Here is a 17,604-nt window from a genome sequence, read left to right on the forward strand (position 1 = left end):
GGTACATGGTCTATTTTTTCGCTACAATCGAATGGTATGGATAGCAATATGCATTATCAATATCGTGAAGTAACTACCTTTATTACCATTAAACGTTCACCCCTTCCAAAAAAAGTCTCACCATCATAAGCGTCTTAACCATAACGTGCTTACGCTTATTCTAAGCTTGCACTAAATAACAAGGATGACAACATGACAATGACAGACACATGGCAAGATCACAGTGATATTATCGATGAGCTTAAGCAAAAGGACACGCATTTTGCGAGTATCTTTGACGAGCATACGACTCTAGATAGGCAAATTAATAAGCTTGAAAACGATGTGGTCAAGCATGCCAGTCGCGACGAAGAAATCGAACAGATGAAACGACGAAAGCTACAACTCAAAGACGAGATTTATAAAACTATTGATAAAAATAAAGCACAGTCTCGCGCTTGATATTGCGTCTATACTTAGAGATATGCTGAAAAAATAATACTAACAATACCTATGCTTAAGACGTAAAAAGACCCCATCAACTTATGTTAATGGGGTCTTTATTTGCAGCACTGACTTAAATCAGAGATTTAAGGTACAGCACTACTTTTATCTAAATATGAAATATCTACTTAGATTTTACCAACTAGGTCAAGACTTGGCTTCAATGTGTCGCCGCCTTGTTCCCAAGCTGCTGGGCAAACTTCACCGTCGTTTTCACGAACATACTGTGCTGCTTTTACTTTACGTAGCATGTCTTTTGCACTACGGCCGATACCGCCAGCATGGATTTCAGCGACTTGGATCAAGCCATCAGGATCTACTAAGAATGTACCGCGCTCAGCCAAACCTGCTTCTTCAATCATGACATTGAAGCCACGAGTGATTTTACCAGTAGGATCGCCGATCATTGGGTATTGTACTTTACCGATAGCTTCTGAAGAATCATGCCATGCTTTATGCGTGAAATGCGTGTCAGTAGATACTGAGTATACTTCAACACCAAGGCCTTGTAGCTCGTCATAATGAGCAGCCATGTCTTCTAGCTCAGTTGGGCAAACAAACGTGAAATCGGCTGGGTAAAATAGGAAAATCGCCCAGTTGCCTTTTACGTCTTCTGAAGTGATGGTTTTGAACTCACCGTTTACGTATGCATCTGCTGAAAATTCTGGGATTTCTTGATTGATGATAGACGCCATGGTTGGCTCCTCTATAGTTAAGTAAATTGGAAATTAATTATGTGGTTTTTTCAATTAGCCCTCTAGCTCTCTGGGCTACCTGACAAACTATACGCGAATTCTATGGTTAATCCAGTTAAAAGTTTTTAATGTGATGTTTTGTTTTATTAAACTTGTTAAACTATTATCTCTACATTTTATCATTGGTGCTTAATTGGTAATTTGCTACCTTATAAAGGTTGACCAAACATAATAAATTGCATTAAAAACCCACTAACAGAGATGTTTTATGATTACTTTACGACAACTTGAGTTTGCCCTAGCCGTCGCCAAACATCGTCATTTTAAACGTGCGGCTGAAGATTGCAATATCTCGCAATCTGCACTAAGTTTGGGTATCGCAGAATTAGAAAAACAGCTAGATACTCAGATTTTTGAGCGCAACAATAAACAGGTATTGATTACCCCTATCGGTCAAGACATCCTCACACGGGCGCAGCGAGTGTTTTCTGAGGTCAGCGATTTGACCACGCGTGCTCATAGCCATCAGACGCCGCTTGCCTATCCCATGACTGTCGGTATCATTCCGACGATTGCGCCTTATTTGCTGCCAAAAGTACTGCCTGCGCTGCGTGCACAATATCCAGAGTTCCGTATGACCATCGTCGAACAACAGACAGAGCGTTTGCTTGAACAGGTACGCTACGGTCATATCGACACCGCTATTATTGCGCTACCTTATGCGGTAGATGGGCTACACAGTTTTGAGTTTTGGAGTGAAGACTTCTTTGCTGTATTTCCAAAAGATGACATACATGCCAAGCTTGAGACCATCAATGCTGACGAACTGGCAACTGCCAACCTCATGCTACTTGGTGAAGGACACTGCCTAACTGACCAAACCCTGTCTGTTTGTCATTTCGACCGCGCACAAATGAAATCAAGCTTCTCAGATGCCAGTTTAAACACTTTGATTCAAATGGCACTTGCCAATATGGGCACAACGCTAGTGCCTGAAATGGCGCTCGATCAGCTACACCTGCAAAACCAGAATGCCGTTGCCATACCATTGGCTGAAGACGGGCCGCATCGCCATATTGCCTTTGTCACCCGTCTGAACTATGCGCGTGTCGATGATGTTAGCTTGCTTGGTGAGGTGTTTAATAAAGCATTTAAAGACGCAGTGGCTAACAAAGAATAATCAAACCATTTTTACCACGGTCATAGTGAAAAAATGACATATGAAAACTGTCTCAAATAAGCATGATGAGCTTGGCAAGTGCTTTGCACAGCATTTGTCAACTATGACCAGTGATATCTCGCCAAAGCAAATAGATAGGCTTTGGCAAGATATCGTGACGCGCTATGGTGAACCACAACGTGCTTATCATACACTCAATCACATTGAGCAGTTATTGGTACAGTTTGAGAATATTAAGCACCATCTTGCTAAGCCACATATCATTGCATTGGCACTGTACTATCATGATGTGATTTACGACCCAACACGCTTCGACAATGAGCTAAAAAGTACAGAATTTGCGACAGATGCTTTGGGCCCTTATCTAAGCACAGAGCAATGCCAACACATTCACGTTCTCATTATGATGACGGCTAATCATCAGATAGATATGTTGGTAGACAGGGACAAATATAACGATGCGGCATATCTGTTAGATATGGATTTAAGTATGTTGGGTGCGCCTTGGTCTGCATATGAGCAGTATGCAAAGGCGATACGTCAAGAATATGCACACGTCGCCGATGACAGCTACCGTGATGGGCGTACTGCAGTGTTACAAGGGTTACTAGCGCATCCCAAACTCTATCTGACTGACCATTACTATGAGCAGTTAGAAACGCAAGCTCGAGATAATATTAAGCGCGAGCTTACTTTACTTGCAGCTTTATAAATAGCTCACTACCTTGCCGCGCTGGATGTGAATTATAGCTGGGCTGCATAATATCGATATCAAAATAACTTTGAAAACGCTGCTGGTACTCTTCCTTGCTGCCGCCGAATGGTGGCTCTTCCCGTCCAAAATCTGTGTCGAATAACAACCCAACTAATTTGCCTTGCGGCTTTAACAGCCTTGCCATCTGTTGCACATATTCATCACGGCGAGATGGATTAATCGCACAAAAAAACGTCTGCTCAAGTATCCAATCAAATTGATATTGCTCAGCTGACAAGCTAAAAAAATCCGCACAGATCAGGTGTTCAGAAGGAAAACCAGGATAGCGCTCTGCAAACGTCTCAATCGGTGCAGGGGCAAAGTCAACCAGCGTGACATTGGTAAAACCTTGCTCATATAAATAGCCTACTTCATAAGCATTACCCGCACCTGGCACTAGTATCGCTTGATCTTTCGCGCTCTCAGGTAGCTGGTCGATATAAGCTTTTAGCGGTGGTGACACCTGCCCCATGTCCCAACCGATGCTGTTCTTCTCATAACGCTGCTGCCAAAACTCCGCTTGGTTGACGTTTTCCATATGACATCCCTGTATATAAACTTGTTAATTAAACGACACGATTTGTACCGTTATTTCTTATAATATCAGGCTTATCCAGGTGTGTCCTTATTTTAAAAATGATAATAAAAATAGGACTTGTTGCTCAGCATAATGAATGTTACGCAGATGATATCGAGATATTTATTAGGGCTATTTAGATAGTTAGATACTTAGATGATAGGTTTAGTCCAGCTGCCCTGTCTTGCCCGCTAGGGTATTATGCCATTGCAAATAATCTGGCATCGCTGTTGCAACCGTTTGCCAAAACGCTCGGCTATGGTTGGCATGATGCAAGTGGCACAGCTCATGAACAATTACGTATTCGGTGCATTCAATAGGATAGGCAGGAAGATAGACTGATAGCCAAATTCGTTTTGCGCGCGTGTTGCAGCTGCCCCAACGCGTGTGCATTTTTTTTAATCTTACTTCATTGGCATAAGTGCCAACGATTGGCTGCCACTTTTCAAATAGTGCAGGTGCGACTTCGGAGAGTTGTTGCCGATAGTAGGTGATTTTTTGATCGGGACTGAGCGTAAATGATTGCGCTGCACCCCATAATAAAACTGAATTATTAGCAGTTGAAAAGTTTGACGACGTATTCTGTCTACGTTTGTATTGCTCTAATACTTGCGGGTGATTTGCAATAGCCCAAGGCACCCGCTTAGCAACAGCATGCAACATTTGTGATGCGCTGACATGCATCGGTGCAGATACCATCAACGTATGGGGCTTTAAGCGAAAATTGATATTTTTAACACGCTTTTGACTGATATGTAGCTCGATGCCTGCTTGTGCAAGCTGATGTCTGACAGTATCTAAATTGGTGTCTAAGCTAATGCTCTACCTCCTTGGCTGACTATTACTGTCATTCTAGTGATAGTCATTATTAATCACCATGCCTGTTCGTCTGTCGCTCTTGTTGAACATCATGGGTCACAGTGCTTGCAAATGGTTGTCAAACGACATCATATGCAGTTGACTGTCTTTGATAATCCGCTCATGAGTTTCAACGTCGTTTACGTCCAACTTTACTTCAGGCAAAACATTTACCCTTAACGCTGTTAACTGACCTTGACCATCACTAACGATAAAACCTGTCGGCTCGGCATGTTTATCAATTTTACTCATTGAAGCACTAGAATTAGCTAACACCGAAGCCCCTGCACAATCTGGCAGACTTATATCATCAATCAGTTTGCGAGTACGCAAATCATAAATCGCCGCACAGCCACCTATCGGTGTAGTCACGCAAAGTAGGTTACGCTCACTATCCACTGCCACGCTAGCGATATATTGGTGAAAACGTTGCCATTGATTGTTTGGCATGGTCAGTGGGGTCAAGCTGGCATCACCACGTTTATGGGTCAATACCAATGGGACATTGATATGTTTTTCACCTTGGAACTGAATACCGATCATGACAGTGCCGTCATTGTGCATGGCTAAGTGGCGCACACTCATCTGATTGTGTTCGGGAGTCACTTGCTCAAGCAGGGTGCCATCATGACGATTCAGATAAACCAGTGAGGGTCGCATGGTATCTAGATTTAGCTCTTCGCGTGAGGCCTGCTCGGTTTTGATACCACCGTTTGCAATGACGAGCGTTTCGCTATCAGGATGCATAATCAGCTCATGCGGGCCTATACCATATGAGTCAAATTCTGCTACTTTTTGATAAGCATCATTGGCATCATAGATACCAATTTTACCTGCCAAACTCACTGTGTCGTTCTCGGTTACATAGAGCAAGCTGCCATCTAAACTGTAGCAAGCATGACCATAAAAGTGACGGTTTACATCAGCTGTAATCGCATGTTGTACTTGCCCATTTGATGTATTAAGCACCCAGAATTTTTCGCTTGGACGGCGACCCATGACGACGACATCACGTCTTTTTTCAACATTGCTATACTGAACTTCAGATACATTGACAGATACAGGCTGAACAACGATGTCGTGGACACGCTCAGGCATAGTTGTCTGCCAAACGATTTGTCTGTCAGCATCAATACCTACCACGCCAAAGTCGTGCTCACTCTGGCCTGATGCAGCCTGATCTTTTGGCATAGATGCGACGCCACTGACCCAGCTGACTGGTCGCGCTAGCATCGTTGTCGTATGCATGACAGCAAAGTCAGGCGTGTTACTTTTATCATCACCTACAGCATGATAAGCCTGCTTCCAGGTTACCACTGCTTGCTCACAAGCATAACGTAAGCGCGAAAGCTTCGGCGTTGAATCAGGACCAGCTCGTAATACCTGCAACTGCGTACGAATACCATCTACATAATCTTGTAGACTGGCATCTGGATGCTGCTGCTTACGATAACGATGGTGAATACCAACTAATGCTGCCGTACTAACTGCTGTCAGCACTGAAGTCGTCAAAAGCTCATGAGCTGACGAAGTTCTCCCAGACCGATTAGACCTGTTCATCTGGTCATGAGTCTGGACTGCTGACACTGCTGTACCCGCTTCGATAGTAGACATTGTCTAATCGCCATCAGTGCTATTAAACCCCACACGGATACCAAGTGCTGGGATTAACTGGCGCTTAATCAGACGAGTGACATCAGTCAGATGATCGTATAACGCTTGTTGGTCGTCCTTACTAGCCTCTGATAAATCTTCTGGCATTTGTGCTAATAATGCGGTTGTATCAGCCAATGCAGTCGATAAATTATCCGAAACTTTGTTTTCATCATTGCTGCCAAGAATAGCCGTCAGTACTGGGTCAGTCATGGCTTTATTGATAGTATCTAACTTAGCATTGATAATAGCGCGGCTCTGACCAGCAGTAGCAGCAGGCAGATGACCTTTTGCTTTACCTGTCAGACCTAGTGGCTGATCAATGGCATTAGACTTCATGGTCTCAATCAATGATAGTAGAGAGTTAATCCACTGATTTAAGCCTCTATCGCTTTCTGCTGCTTTGTCTATCGCCAATAAATCAGTCGCGTTTTGCTGCCAGTTTTTCTCGATGTCTTTTAGACGCGTGCTCAACGCACTACTAGCGCTAATCACATAAGCACACTGACCAGCGTCTAAACTGTCATTGGCAAACAAAGCTTCTTCTAACCCTGGCACGCCTTGTACGATAGCGCTCTCGCCAGCAAGCTGCTCTGGCGTTAGTTTTGGATTGGCAGCAATCAAATCAGCCACGCCACTGTGTACGAGTCCGCGCTCGTCAGGATAGTAGTTTATATATAGATTGCTCATGCTAGCAGTCGCAGGACCAAAGTTGACCATCTCAGCACTTGACCACGCTTGTGCCAATACTAGCCACTGCGCACGTAATGCTTGTAGCTCATCGCCACTTACTGGCGCTTGGGTACAATGTTTCTGCGCCAATTCGTTCAACAGATCGCTTTGCTTAGCTGCATCAGCATACGCAGGAATCACGATATCGTCTGCCACATGCGTCAAATACGTTTTTGCAGTCTCAGGGCTGATATCTACTGCAACGATTTGCTCAGTACTTTCTTTGCTGTTTTCTACTGAGCTGTCAGTAGCTGCACTGTCTTGCACAACTTTTTGGCTGTCTACATCTGCAGTTTTGTTGTCATCGGCAGGTTTGACACAACTGATCAGCAGTCCAGCACTCAATGCAGATAGCGCCATTGCCAAAGCGTGGTTTATTTTCATAGGTTTCTCGGTAATGTTGTAGATAGTAATTTATAGCGTTTTATACTGGTCTTATAATAGCGACTTTATTACAATGATTTTATTATAGCGACTTTAGGAACGCATTAAGCTCTGCGCGACCTTGTTTATCTAATTTCAATACTTGTTGCTTTTGCTTTTCGGCTTCTCCGCCATGCCACAAAACAGCTTCCATCAATGTACGGGCACGGCCATCATGCAAAAACGTCGCTTGAGGATCAACTGTCTGCGCAAGCCCTACGCCCCAAAGTGCTGGCGTACGCCATTCATAAGAGTTGGCTAAAAACTCAACTTGGGCACTTTTCGGTGGTAGCTTACCGGCAATCGTACGATCAGCGAGATCATTGCCCATATCATGCAATAGCAAATCTGTGTAAGGATAAATCACTTGTCCATGCTGCTCAAGATGATCATCGTCGGTTTTTGGCAACTGATATCTTGGCGTATGACAACTTTGACAACCCATGTCATAAAAACGCTTTTTGCCAGCCAGCACAAGCTTATCATCTGCATTACGGCGATGCGGCACTGCTAGATTGCGAGTATAAAATTCTACAAATTTCGCGACCTCATCGTTTACTTCAACAGGTGATTTACCATTGCCCTGTTCATCAGCACCTGTCGCTGCATTTAGGCAAGCGGTCTGCGTTGGCATACAGGATTCGTTAGGACGGATGTTCGACGTCAGACCCATGTCTTCGTTAAAGGCACTTTGGTTCTGAGTAATCAGCTTGGTTTGACCCGCTTTCCACCCAAATCGTCCAAGCGCACGCTTGCCCGTCTGTGGATCCGTCACCCAGTTAAATTTACCACTGATATCACCATTACTACTGTCGCTGGCTTGTTTTTTAATGTCATCGTCAGGTATTTGCTCTAGTAGCCCAAGCCCAATCATCGGTAGCGCCACACGCGGTGATACCATCATGTCATCGTCAAAAGCACCATAACCAGGTTTGGTCAAATTAAACGTTGGTGCACGCAGCGTCTCGACATATCCGTCAGCAAAGGTAACTGGTTTGTCTCTCCACTGCACTGCGATTCTTGCTTCAGCAGGCACGCCCTGAATGCCACGATCTTGTAGTTGCCCACCATACATAGGATGAGCCACCTTTTCAACTAGCGAATCCTTTAGCTGCTGGCGTTGCTCATCAGTCGTCGCTGGCATAGACAGACGAATCAATAAACTATCAGCATCGTCATCGGCAGTCATCGGTGCATGACCTCGCCCATCTTTGACATGACAGGACTGGCAAGCGGCCACATTGAATAATGCGCCCAGCCCATCACGACTATCAGTACTAGCAGGTGCAACGACCCATGGCTGTTTGAAAAACGCGTTACCAATAAAGAACGACCCTTTTCGAGAAGCAGCTAGGTTTGATGAAGGCTTTGAGTAGCTTTCAGCACTGCTAATACTAATACCAGAGTCGCCGCCCTGCTTGATTTCTTGAGGGTCAAAGCTCACCAGTTGCTGCATTGGCACGCCTGCCAATGTTTCTATATTTTTGGCGTGTTCGGACGACAGCGATTGGTTTTTTTCACTGCCGCTGTCATTACTTGAGGTCTGCTCTGAAGCATCACTAGAAGTATCATCAGAAACGCTGTCAGATGGTTGACACGCACTAATGGCCATTGCACTGGCGATAATTAGCATAAGCTTAGAGGGTATATGTCGTAGGATTTGAGTAGCAAGAGGAGAGTCAGAAGGGTTAACATAATTGGCGTTCATAGAAATTCAGTGCCTTAGCGCTAGAGTAGAACCATTAAAATTTTGTCATACCATCTCATTATATGTCGTCACAATCATTGCTTATCGACATATAATGAAATGGTACACCGGCCAATTGGCTTATTTAATGCTCGTAAAAATGCGTTGCCAACGGTGGCTGACAACGCACGTATTATATCTAATCTAAGTATCTAATAAACAGCGGTTACTGACCTATAACGACTAATAAAACGTCGCAAAGCCAATGAAAGGCTTTTAAATAAGAGCCGCTAGCTTAAGTTTTTCTTAAAACTGTGACCCTGCATCTGCGTCTAGATTATCGATTCCAACTGCTTTTGCAGCATTTTCGATACTGGCGGTCAGCTCTTGTAAGCTAGTGATACCCGCTTCAACCCATCCGCGACGGACGTTTTGTTCTTCAGCAGAGATACCTTCTTGGCCGGCTTGACCGACAGTTGCAATCATCTGGTCAATCTTGATGCCGTCTTTTTCGCCTTTTTCAACGATAACGTTGAACGCGCCTTCTACTTTGTTGAACTCAGCAGCCAACTTGTCAGCGGCTTCTGTATGTCCGTTATCCGTCAGATAGTCTTTGATACCGTAGCCGCCCACTGTCTTACCAGCGACTGTTGTATAGCTACCATTAAAGACGTTTTGGATACCGCGCGCATTATTGGCATAGCTTAAATGAGTCAAGTCACTAAAGCATTCGTGCTCATCTTCAGTAGATCCAGTAACAAAAGCGACCTGCATACGCTCAGACGCAAGCTCACCTAATGCTAGGCTACCCATTTGATACATAATTTGGCGCAGACCATTGTCATATTTGCGCGTTATCAAATCGCTACGCAAAGTATTTTCAGTGTCAGGCTGCCACTGGGCTTCCATCGCGGTCAAATCATCAACCAATAGTTGAGTTGCAGCAGTTAAGAATTCACCACGGCGCTCACAGATACTGGCATCTTCATTGACGGTCTCACCACTAGTACACTGTCCGGCTTCAGTCGCATAGTCAGTGACTGGGCGATTACCTGCACCTTCTTTTACGCCATTGTTGTCTTGACCCCACAGCATAAACTCAATCGCATGATAGCCAGTCGTTACGTTGGCTTCACTACCACCGATTTCATTCATTTCTGCGAGTAGCTCAGGCGTAATCGTACTGGTATCTTGCTTGATACTACCGACAGTAATGCTGTCGCTATTGATGATATTCTCTTGGCTGTTATATTCGCCTTCATAGTCGTCACCAACATAATCAATCAGCGCTTCATCAAGTGGCCAAGCATTGATCTGCCCTTCCCAGCTATCAATGCTGTTGATAGCACGTTTATCATTGGCAGTCACAAAGCCTTCATCAAAACGGAAAATCTCAGTTTGTGAATATGGTTGGCGTGCTGCTTTATAGGCAGCCTTTGCAGCATCAAGGTTCTCTTGTGTTGGAGTGGCCACGTAAGTTTCTACCGCAGTTTGTAGCGCTTTGGCCGTGTCCAACGAATCTTTATAAGCGGCGTGTGCCATATTTGCATAACTGATAATCAATCTATCAATATGTGCTTTTTCGGCAGCAGTCATCTCTGAATTATCAGCTGTCTCTGTGTTTGCTACTTCTGTTTGCGTTTCTGTCGCAGCATTGGTGTCTTCATCGGCTTGCTTTGTACAGCCCGACACCATTAACAATCCTGCAAGTGCAACAGCTAAAGTAGTTGGTAAAAGCTTACGGCTCGTTACTGTGGTAATCGTCATACATATCCTCAAGAAATATAGCAAAAAATTCGTTTTAGTTAAGTAGCCTCAATTATTTTGATAATCAAGCCATGTTACAGCAGGCTATCTTAGCCATGCACATTGACTCTCAGTGCGCACGATAAGACGTTTAATATTGCATAAGTAGCAAACACTGACAAATTATAGTGTTATTGATAATCATTATCAATATTTAATTTAATATTAACTTTATCTATCAATACTCAATGTTTTATTCAGACTGAAAACATAAAAAAAGAGCCAGCATATCGCTGACTCTTTTTGAAATATATGTGCTCAAATATCTAGCACATACTTAATAGCTATATAGCTATTTATTAGTTATAGCTATTGATTAGTTTACGCTCTGTGGCGCGTTAACTGTTAACTCAACACGGCGGTTTTGCTGACGACCAGATTCAGTGTTGTTAGTAGCAACTGGACGTGACTCGCCATAAGCAACAACATTTACACGGTTTGAAGCAACACCGCGAGCTGTTAAGTAGTTAGCAACTGAGTAAGCACGATCACGTGACAGACCCATGTTGTAAGATGCTGAACCTTTGCTATCAGTGTGGCCAGCGATAGTAATTGTGTTTTGGTTGTACTGGTTCATCGTTGAAGCAAGCTTATCAAGCGTTGGCTTGAATGATGAGCTAAGGGTTGCATCATCAAATGAGAACGTGATGCTACCTGGCATAACCAAATCAATGTTACCAGTGGTTGGATTTTGCTCAACAGTTACGCCTGTACCAGCCATTTGCTGCTCAAGCTGACGAGCTTGACGCTCCATGTAGTAACCAACGCCTGCACCTAGTGCTGCGCCGATAGCTGCATCACGACCAGTTTTGTCGCCGCCTGTTGCTTTTGAAATAGTTGCACCACCTGCTGCACCAACTAGACCACCCAGAGCAGCTTTGTTTAGACGCTGTTGTCCAGTGTTTGGATCTGTTGTACAACCACTAAGTGCTAGACCTGATGCTACTGCTGCAATCATTAAAGTATTACGCATAATATTTCCTCTTAAGTTTAAAAAATCGTGCTTTTTATAAAGATTGTCCATTAATCTTTTTTAAGTACTTATCTACATTCCCCATTATTATGGCAACTACAACCTATCTCTGTGTAATATTTTGTCATACCTATGTATGAGAAGTGCAGGTTATATTTCAATGATTTTATAGGTCAAATTTTCGCGCCTTGCTACCACTAGTCACGTTTACAACCGTACACTACAACATGTTTCTGCTAAAATTATATCGCTGAATTTGTCGGCTTTGAATAGTCATGATTTAAAGCTTTACGTTCATGATATTCCTGACTTGACTAGGACAGATTCAGCGACATACTGCTTATTATTAATCAGATAGACTGAAAAGGATTGAGCATGCGATTGACATCTACCATTCGAAAAATGCATAAACGTTCGCCTAAATTGGGCAAAGCTGTGTCGCTTGCAACAGCTACTGGTGTCATCGCCGCCAATAGCTTCGGTGGTAGTATTCCTTTATGGCTAATGGGCGTCGGTAAAGTCATTACTGGTGCCTCTATTGCAGACAAAGCCGTCATCAAAATTGCTACTCACTGGATCAGTAGCAACAGTGCCTTGATCGATAACATGTTGCCTCGTAAAGATTGGCGTATCAACCTACCGGACGATATTCATACCAATGGTAAATACCTACTGGTGAGCAACCACCAATCATGGGTCGATACTAGCATCGTGCAGTATATTGGCGAAAAACGTTTGCCACTTACGCGATTTTTTACCAAGTTTGAGCTGATTTACATTCCTATCGTTGGTCAAGCTTTTTACTTTTTAGACTTTCCAATGATGCGCCGACACTCAAAAGAAGCCATCGCCAAAAATCCTGCGTTAAAAGGCAAGGACATCGAAGAAGCCAAACGTGCCTGCGCCCTACTAAAAGACAAACCGTTTACCTTATTAAATTATTTGGAAGGTACTCGTTTCACCAAAGCCAAACAAGCTCAGCAAAAATCGCCTTATAAGCACTTATTGAAACCTCGTGCAGGCGGATTGTCATTGGCTATCAGCGCATTAGGTGAAGATATCGATGGCATACTAGACATGACAATCGTATACCCTGATGGTGTGCCAAGCTATGGGGATCTTTGGAAAGGCAATATTAAACGCTTGGGTGTTGACTTGCGCTACATTGACATACCGGATACGTTGTTCGAAAGTATCAAGCAAGGTGGCTACGAAAATGATGAAGACACAAAAGCTCAAATGTTCGACTGGGTTGAACAGGTGTGGCGTCAAAAAGATGAACGCATCAGCACTATGTTGGCAGATTTTGAAACCAATCCTAAAACGTAAAATGCCTAATGAGAATGCTCAGCAATATTAAACTGGCTGACCGTTAGACCTTATCAAATACCAAGCACAGTCTATGCAAGCGTACTAAGTAGTAAATATCGATGTAATAAACGTTAATGTAATAAGTATCGAGCACGAGATAAAAAGTTATAGGGCAATAAAGTTGCGGGTACAAATGTCACAATAGTCATATCTTACTTATGATGTTTGCTGTTAAAACAGCCATGCATCATAAGTAAATTTTAATCAAAGATGGGTTGTTTTTTAGCCTTATTCATTGATAATGTGACTAATCATGAACGCATAGATTTTCGATGTTTACTTCAATAGTAAATGGTAGTAAATATCGATTTCTGACCCATTTTTTGTGCCATTTATTACTTATAAGGTATGACTGTGCCCACCTCTACTACTAGCTCGCCGTTAGCTACCGAATCTGTTTTGAGTCAGCCTCCTTATCCAATAAGTGATGAGCCACCAAAACCGAACCATCCAAAGCCGAGTCGCTTTAAGCTCACTTACGATATTGTCATGATTATTGCCATCAGTATTGATCTGCTATTGATCAGTATCGACGCTATTTTGATGAGCAATTTTAGTAGTAATGCTGCAGAATGGCTAACCATCAGTGAAGCGCTCAATTGGTATCAAACAACCCTACATGATCCTCTACGCACTGCTGGAGGATTTTTTACTATCTTTTTGGTCGTTGAGTTGCTATTGCGTTGGGCGATTGCCATCAAACAAAAAGTCTATTATCGCTGGTTCTTTTTCCCATTCGTTCATTGGTACGAAGTATTAGGCTGTTTTCCGCAGCTACGTGCTTTGCGACTGCTGCGAGCGGTCGTTATTGGACGACGTCTATATCAGCTTGGCTATCAAGTACTGCCGCAGGCGTGGATCAATCGAATCAAGTTCTACATTGACCTACTGTTAGAAGAACTCTCCGATCGCGTTATTTTGACAGCGATACAGAACTTTCGACAAGAACTAACCAGTTCAGACACGCATAAATCATTCATCGAGTCGACGATTGCAAAAAATCGAAATGAGATTGAAGCGGCTGTATTGTCTATGCTGCGTACAGAGCTTGCACCAAAGCTGCAGGAACTGACTGCCTCATCAGGTGGCGGCAGTATATTGGCGAGCGAAATGGGTAATGCTATTGAAGAAGGATTGGCCAACACACCTGAGTTGCGCCGCTATCTACGCATGATACCGATCGCGGGCAGCCTTATTGAATCACAGCTACATCACGTCGGGCACAATATCGGTGAGAACGTCGTAAATGCATTAAACAAGCGACTTTTAGACCCTAAGCGCTTGGATATATTAATGATGGAAATTGCTAGCGGTATTGCGCAAATAGATACCAATAATACAGCGCTAGATACCTTAATTTCTAGTATCATTGATGACAGTTTGACTGCGTTTGAAGCGCAAGTAAAAGTGCAGCAATGGAAGCACCAAGATATGCTAAATCTATAGTTTAGCTATCTAATAGCATGACGTAATAAGAGACATAATACCGTGACAGAATTATTTTTAAGGGTTTGTATATGACAGTTTCAGCTAACGATAACCAGACTGCACCAGCGCTAGCTTTCTATGGCAAGATGCTGACGTTTTCACGCGTACAGTTTAGTACAAGCGATCTAGCAGCTATAGAAGCTCAGCTAACTGAAACGCTCAGTAATAAATCGAGCAATATCCCTATCCTTATTGATAGTGACGTTGAGCAGGATTTATCAGCATTGGTAGAGCTGTTATGGGCATGGGGATTGCAGCCTATTGGCGTGGTGACAGGTATGCTTGATGCGCAAGCACGTGAGCAGCGCTTAGCGATATTCCCAGCAGATGGTAAGCGTATTGAGCGTATATTACCAAGTAAAAAAGCGCCCATCCCTACTCAAAAGGCAGTAGAGAACAACAACGCCGAAGCAGTTAATGCTAATAGCGTCGATGATACTTCTACCACGAGCGAACCTGCTACTGAAACGACACTATCTAATATGCCCACCGAAACATTGGTAAGTACCCAGCATATTACTAGCTTAATCTATGATCAAATGCTGCGTTCAGGACAAAGCCTCAATCACGTTGGTGGCGACTTGATTTTGACCAGTAGTATCAATAGTGGTGCTGAAGCGATTACTGACAATAGCTTGCATGTATATGGCCGTGCACAAGGGCGTTTGGTGGCAGGCGCAACAGGGGATAAAGATGCCCGTATATTCTGCCAAGTCTTTAATCCGTCATTGGTATCAGTAGCAGGAACCTATTGCTTACGAGACAACTTACCTGAGCATGTCATCGACAAGTCGGTGCAAGTAAAATTTGTAGAAGGCGAAGGCTTAGTATTTACCGTAATGGATGAAGCTTAAGACGCCATTAAAAATAATACACCGTGAAGTGACTTTATAGAAAACTAAGGTAGTTAAGCTGCTCTATTCGACAAGCCAAAAACCATAGTTATAACCCTACTAATATTACGCAGAGAGGCTAATTTAGCGATACATAGGTTGTTTTTCTGCTTTAGTATCGAGCTGCTATAAATTTTTGTTTATTTATGCTAGGCTAGCTTCGAAGATAGTGTATATATGTTAGGTGAATAACATGTAATTTTGCTATTTATATAAAAGATATCCCATTGATTCATAGGAGTGTGCCATTGTGGCGAAGATAGTTGTAATCACTTCAGGTAAAGGCGGTGTGGGTAAAACCACGACAAGTGCTTCTTTTGCCGCTGGTTTGGCGTTACGTGGCTATAAAACAGTTGTTATCGACTTTGATGTAGGTCTACGTAATCTAGACTTAATCATGGGTTGCGAAAACAGAATTGTTTATGACTTCGTTGATGTCATCACTGGAAACGCGCGTTTGTCGCAAGCACTTGTCAAAGACAAACAGCTTGAAAACCTGTATATCCTGCCCGCCAGTCAGACACGCGATAAAGACGCACTGACAGACGAAGGGGTATCAGAGGTAATGGCTGAACTCTCTAAACAGTTTGACTATATCATTTGTGACTCACCTGCCGGTATCGAGCGCGGTGCACAGCTAGCGATGTATCATGCAGATGAAGCTATTATTGTCACTAACCCTGAGATCTCTTCAGTGCGTGACTCAGATAGAATCATCGGTATTCTGCAAAGTCAGACGAAAAAAGTAGAAGAGAACCAAGGGACTGTTCGCGAGCATTTGATTATTACTCGTTATAATCCTGAACGTGCGGCTGCCAATGAGATGATGGATATTGATACTATCTCAAATGATATCCTAAAAGTTCCACTACTTGGGGTTGTGCCTGAGAGCCATTCTGTGCTTGAAGCGTCCAACCATGGCGAACCAGTTATTCATTATACCGACTCTGTGGCTGGTCAATGTTATGAAGACATTGTCGCCCGTTTCTTGGGTGAAGAGCGTCCACTACGTCATATTGACGTGAAGAAAAAGAGTCTATTACAGCGCTGGTTTGGGGGATAATGATGACTAAGAAAAAAGGATTTTGGAGTAGCCTATTTGGTACTGACGACAACAGTAACGCAGGTAGCGCAAATTTAGCAACTGAGCGTTTAAAAGTTATCGTTGCTAGCGAAAACAGATTGAACAATCGCTTAACGGTTGATCGCATCGAAAAAATGAAACGTGAAATCTTAGAAGTTGTGAACAAATACGTTAACGGTGTGCAGATTGATGATGTCAATATTAACCATCGTTCTGAAGACAGCTTAGATGTGTTAGAGATGAATATCAATTTACCTGAGCATAAGAAATAGCATTCTAACAGTACGTATTTCTACAATGAATAAAAAAAGCCCCAAGTTTGATACTTGGGGCTTTTTGATGTTTATCGATTATAGATTATTTCATACGGGCAATGAGATTGTCTTTTTTGACAAACTGATGGTATAGCGCGGCGGCTATATGCAAGACCGTAAAACCAATAATCATTGGCCAGATAATCTCAGTATGCAAGTTATTGTAAAAACGAGCCAAACTTCTATCTGGGGTCACGAATACAGGTATCTGAAAAATACCAAAAATATCGACTGGTCGACCGCCATATACTGCCATCAGTAAGCCAACCATTGGCATAGCAATCAGTATGGCATAGAGAGCAAAATGTGACAGCTGAGATATGAGCATTTGCCATTTTGGCATGGCTAACGGTGGTGGCGCCTTAGTAAAAATGCGGTTGATGACTCGGGCAATCATCCAAAATAATAGGCTCACGCCGAACGCTTTATGATACCCAATAAACATATTACTATCTAAATTTTCATATAGCAGTATCATTACCCATGTGACTAACAGTAAGGCTGCACTAATCCAATGAAAAATACGGCTACTAACCGACCACTTTGATACATTCGAGTTGGCATTATTCATGAGGGACTCTACTACCTTTATCAGGAATTATCTCTAATCAATTTTATAAGTCAGCTAATGCT

Annotated in this window: 17 protein-coding genes; 8 read left to right on the top strand and 9 right to left on the bottom strand. The window is 43.0% G+C overall.

Annotation, left to right across the window (positions count from 1 at the left end):
- The first annotated feature begins 192 nt into the window (after window positions 1–192).
- Complete coding sequence (locus CXF62_RS09365) at window positions 193–441, top strand: HP1242/YdcH family protein (RefSeq protein ID WP_057761532.1); 249 nt, start codon at window positions 193–195, stop codon at window positions 439–441.
- Window positions 442–611: 170 nt separating this feature from the next.
- On the opposite strand, the gene ahpC is transcribed toward CXF62_RS09365, so the two are convergent.
- The gene (gene ahpC / locus CXF62_RS09370; RefSeq protein WP_102094099.1) at window positions 612–1,178 is read right to left on the bottom strand and encodes an alkyl hydroperoxide reductase subunit C; all 567 of its coding nucleotides are present in this window, start codon (window positions 1,176–1,178) and stop codon (window positions 612–614) included.
- 268 nt (window positions 1,179–1,446) lie between these two features.
- Here ahpC and CXF62_RS09375 point away from each other — a divergent pair, with 268 nt between their 5' ends.
- Together CXF62_RS09375 and CXF62_RS09380 are read left to right on the top strand one after the other, a co-directional pair.
- Window positions 1,447–2,358 carry a hydrogen peroxide-inducible genes activator gene (locus tag CXF62_RS09375; RefSeq protein ID WP_101206008.1) on the top strand — a complete coding sequence of 304 codons (912 nt, stop codon included), beginning with the start codon at window positions 1,447–1,449 and terminating at the stop codon, window positions 2,356–2,358.
- Window positions 2,359–2,398: 40 nt separating this feature from the next.
- A complete protein-coding gene (locus tag CXF62_RS09380) occupies window positions 2,399–3,070 on the top strand; it encodes an HD domain-containing protein (RefSeq protein WP_102094101.1) in 672 nt (223 codons plus the stop codon).
- Here CXF62_RS09380 and CXF62_RS09385 read toward each other — a convergent pair.
- From CXF62_RS09385 to CXF62_RS09415, 7 genes are all read right to left on the bottom strand, one after another.
- The gene (locus tag CXF62_RS09385) at window positions 3,048–3,650 is read right to left on the bottom strand and encodes a methyltransferase domain-containing protein (RefSeq protein ID WP_102094102.1); all 603 of its coding nucleotides are present in this window, start codon (window positions 3,648–3,650) and stop codon (window positions 3,048–3,050) included. The two genes, CXF62_RS09380 and CXF62_RS09385, sit on opposite strands and share 23 nt — an antisense overlap.
- A gap of 204 nt (window positions 3,651–3,854) precedes the next feature.
- Window positions 3,855–4,388: a M48 family metallopeptidase gene (locus CXF62_RS09390; protein WP_102094104.1), complete on the bottom strand. Its 534-nt coding sequence runs from the start codon at window positions 4,386–4,388 to the stop codon at window positions 3,855–3,857.
- Window positions 4,389–4,604: 216 nt separating this feature from the next.
- Window positions 4,605–6,161 carry a DUF1513 domain-containing protein gene (locus tag CXF62_RS09395; RefSeq protein WP_102094106.1) on the bottom strand — a complete coding sequence of 519 codons (1,557 nt, stop codon included), beginning with the start codon at window positions 6,159–6,161 and terminating at the stop codon, window positions 4,605–4,607.
- Between the two features lie 3 nt (window positions 6,162–6,164).
- Window positions 6,165–7,316, bottom strand: coding sequence for an imelysin family protein (locus CXF62_RS09400; protein ID WP_102094107.1), 1,152 nt, complete (start codon window positions 7,314–7,316; stop codon window positions 6,165–6,167).
- Window positions 7,317–7,398: 82 nt separating this feature from the next.
- On the bottom strand, window positions 7,399–9,063 hold the full coding sequence (locus tag CXF62_RS09405; RefSeq protein WP_228153211.1) for a di-heme oxidoreductase family protein: 1,665 nt from the start codon (window positions 9,061–9,063) through the stop codon (window positions 7,399–7,401).
- A gap of 285 nt (window positions 9,064–9,348) precedes the next feature.
- Window positions 9,349–10,809: an imelysin family protein gene (locus CXF62_RS09410; protein WP_102094109.1), complete on the bottom strand. Its 1,461-nt coding sequence runs from the start codon at window positions 10,807–10,809 to the stop codon at window positions 9,349–9,351.
- Between the two features lie 355 nt (window positions 10,810–11,164).
- A complete protein-coding gene (locus CXF62_RS09415; protein ID WP_102078398.1) occupies window positions 11,165–11,821 on the bottom strand; it encodes a YiaD family glycine zipper/OmpA-like lipoprotein in 657 nt (218 codons plus the stop codon).
- A gap of 375 nt (window positions 11,822–12,196) precedes the next feature.
- On the opposite strand from CXF62_RS09415, the gene CXF62_RS09420 reads away from it, so the two are divergent.
- The 5 genes from CXF62_RS09420 to minE all read left to right on the top strand — a co-directional run bounded on the left by CXF62_RS09420 (window position 12,197) and on the right by minE (window position 16,929).
- Window positions 12,197–13,150 carry an acyltransferase gene (locus tag CXF62_RS09420; RefSeq protein ID WP_102094111.1) on the top strand — a complete coding sequence of 318 codons (954 nt, stop codon included), beginning with the start codon at window positions 12,197–12,199 and terminating at the stop codon, window positions 13,148–13,150.
- A gap of 390 nt (window positions 13,151–13,540) precedes the next feature.
- A complete protein-coding gene (locus CXF62_RS09425) occupies window positions 13,541–14,638 on the top strand; it encodes a hypothetical protein (RefSeq protein ID WP_228153212.1) in 1,098 nt (365 codons plus the stop codon).
- Window positions 14,639–14,709: 71 nt separating this feature from the next.
- Window positions 14,710–15,534 carry a septum site-determining protein MinC gene (gene minC / locus CXF62_RS09430; RefSeq protein WP_102094114.1) on the top strand — a complete coding sequence of 275 codons (825 nt, stop codon included), beginning with the start codon at window positions 14,710–14,712 and terminating at the stop codon, window positions 15,532–15,534.
- 289 nt (window positions 15,535–15,823) lie between these two features.
- Window positions 15,824–16,636 (top strand): septum site-determining protein MinD, encoded by an 813-nt coding sequence (gene minD, locus CXF62_RS09435; protein ID WP_057761560.1) that lies wholly within the window; start codon window positions 15,824–15,826, stop codon window positions 16,634–16,636.
- A gap of 2 nt (window positions 16,637–16,638) precedes the next feature.
- Window positions 16,639–16,929, top strand: coding sequence for a cell division topological specificity factor MinE (minE, locus tag CXF62_RS09440; RefSeq protein WP_057762631.1), 291 nt, complete (start codon window positions 16,639–16,641; stop codon window positions 16,927–16,929).
- 85 nt (window positions 16,930–17,014) lie between these two features.
- Here the strand turns inward: minE and CXF62_RS09445 are convergent, their stop codons facing one another.
- Complete coding sequence (locus CXF62_RS09445) at window positions 17,015–17,542, bottom strand: cytochrome b (RefSeq protein WP_102094116.1); 528 nt, start codon at window positions 17,540–17,542, stop codon at window positions 17,015–17,017.
- Window positions 17,543–17,604 lie beyond the last annotated feature (62 nt).

This window comes from Psychrobacter sp. MES7-P7E (assembly GCF_002863645.1).
GTDB lineage: Bacteria > Pseudomonadota > Gammaproteobacteria > Pseudomonadales > Moraxellaceae > Psychrobacter.

Excerpts from the sequence above, each read along its gene's own strand:
- CXF62_RS09365 (WP_057761532.1), top strand. The coding sequence starts at position 193 with ATGACAATGACAGACACATGGCAAGATCACAGTGATATTATCGATGAG.
- ahpC (WP_102094099.1), bottom strand. The coding sequence starts at position 1,178 with ATGGCGTCTATCATCAATCAAGAAATCCCAGAATTTTCAGCAGATGCA.
- CXF62_RS09375 (WP_101206008.1), top strand. The coding sequence starts at position 1,447 with ATGATTACTTTACGACAACTTGAGTTTGCCCTAGCCGTCGCCAAACAT.
- CXF62_RS09380 (WP_102094101.1), top strand. The coding sequence starts at position 2,399 with ATGAAAACTGTCTCAAATAAGCATGATGAGCTTGGCAAGTGCTTTGCA.
- CXF62_RS09385 (WP_102094102.1), bottom strand. The coding sequence starts at position 3,650 with ATGGAAAACGTCAACCAAGCGGAGTTTTGGCAGCAGCGTTATGAGAAG.
- CXF62_RS09390 (WP_102094104.1), bottom strand. The coding sequence starts at position 4,388 with ATGGTATCTGCACCGATGCATGTCAGCGCATCACAAATGTTGCATGCT.
- CXF62_RS09395 (WP_102094106.1), bottom strand. The coding sequence starts at position 6,161 with ATGTCTACTATCGAAGCGGGTACAGCAGTGTCAGCAGTCCAGACTCAT.
- CXF62_RS09400 (WP_102094107.1), bottom strand. The coding sequence starts at position 7,316 with ATGAAAATAAACCACGCTTTGGCAATGGCGCTATCTGCATTGAGTGCT.
- CXF62_RS09405 (WP_228153211.1), bottom strand. The coding sequence starts at position 9,063 with ATGAACGCCAATTATGTTAACCCTTCTGACTCTCCTCTTGCTACTCAA.
- CXF62_RS09410 (WP_102094109.1), bottom strand. The coding sequence starts at position 10,809 with ATGACGATTACCACAGTAACGAGCCGTAAGCTTTTACCAACTACTTTA.
- CXF62_RS09415 (WP_102078398.1), bottom strand. The coding sequence starts at position 11,821 with ATGCGTAATACTTTAATGATTGCAGCAGTAGCATCAGGTCTAGCACTT.
- CXF62_RS09420 (WP_102094111.1), top strand. The coding sequence starts at position 12,197 with ATGCGATTGACATCTACCATTCGAAAAATGCATAAACGTTCGCCTAAA.
- CXF62_RS09425 (WP_228153212.1), top strand. The coding sequence starts at position 13,541 with ATGACTGTGCCCACCTCTACTACTAGCTCGCCGTTAGCTACCGAATCT.
- minC (WP_102094114.1), top strand. The coding sequence starts at position 14,710 with ATGACAGTTTCAGCTAACGATAACCAGACTGCACCAGCGCTAGCTTTC.
- minE (WP_057762631.1), top strand. The coding sequence starts at position 16,639 with ATGACTAAGAAAAAAGGATTTTGGAGTAGCCTATTTGGTACTGACGAC.
- CXF62_RS09445 (WP_102094116.1), bottom strand. The coding sequence starts at position 17,542 with ATGAATAATGCCAACTCGAATGTATCAAAGTGGTCGGTTAGTAGCCGT.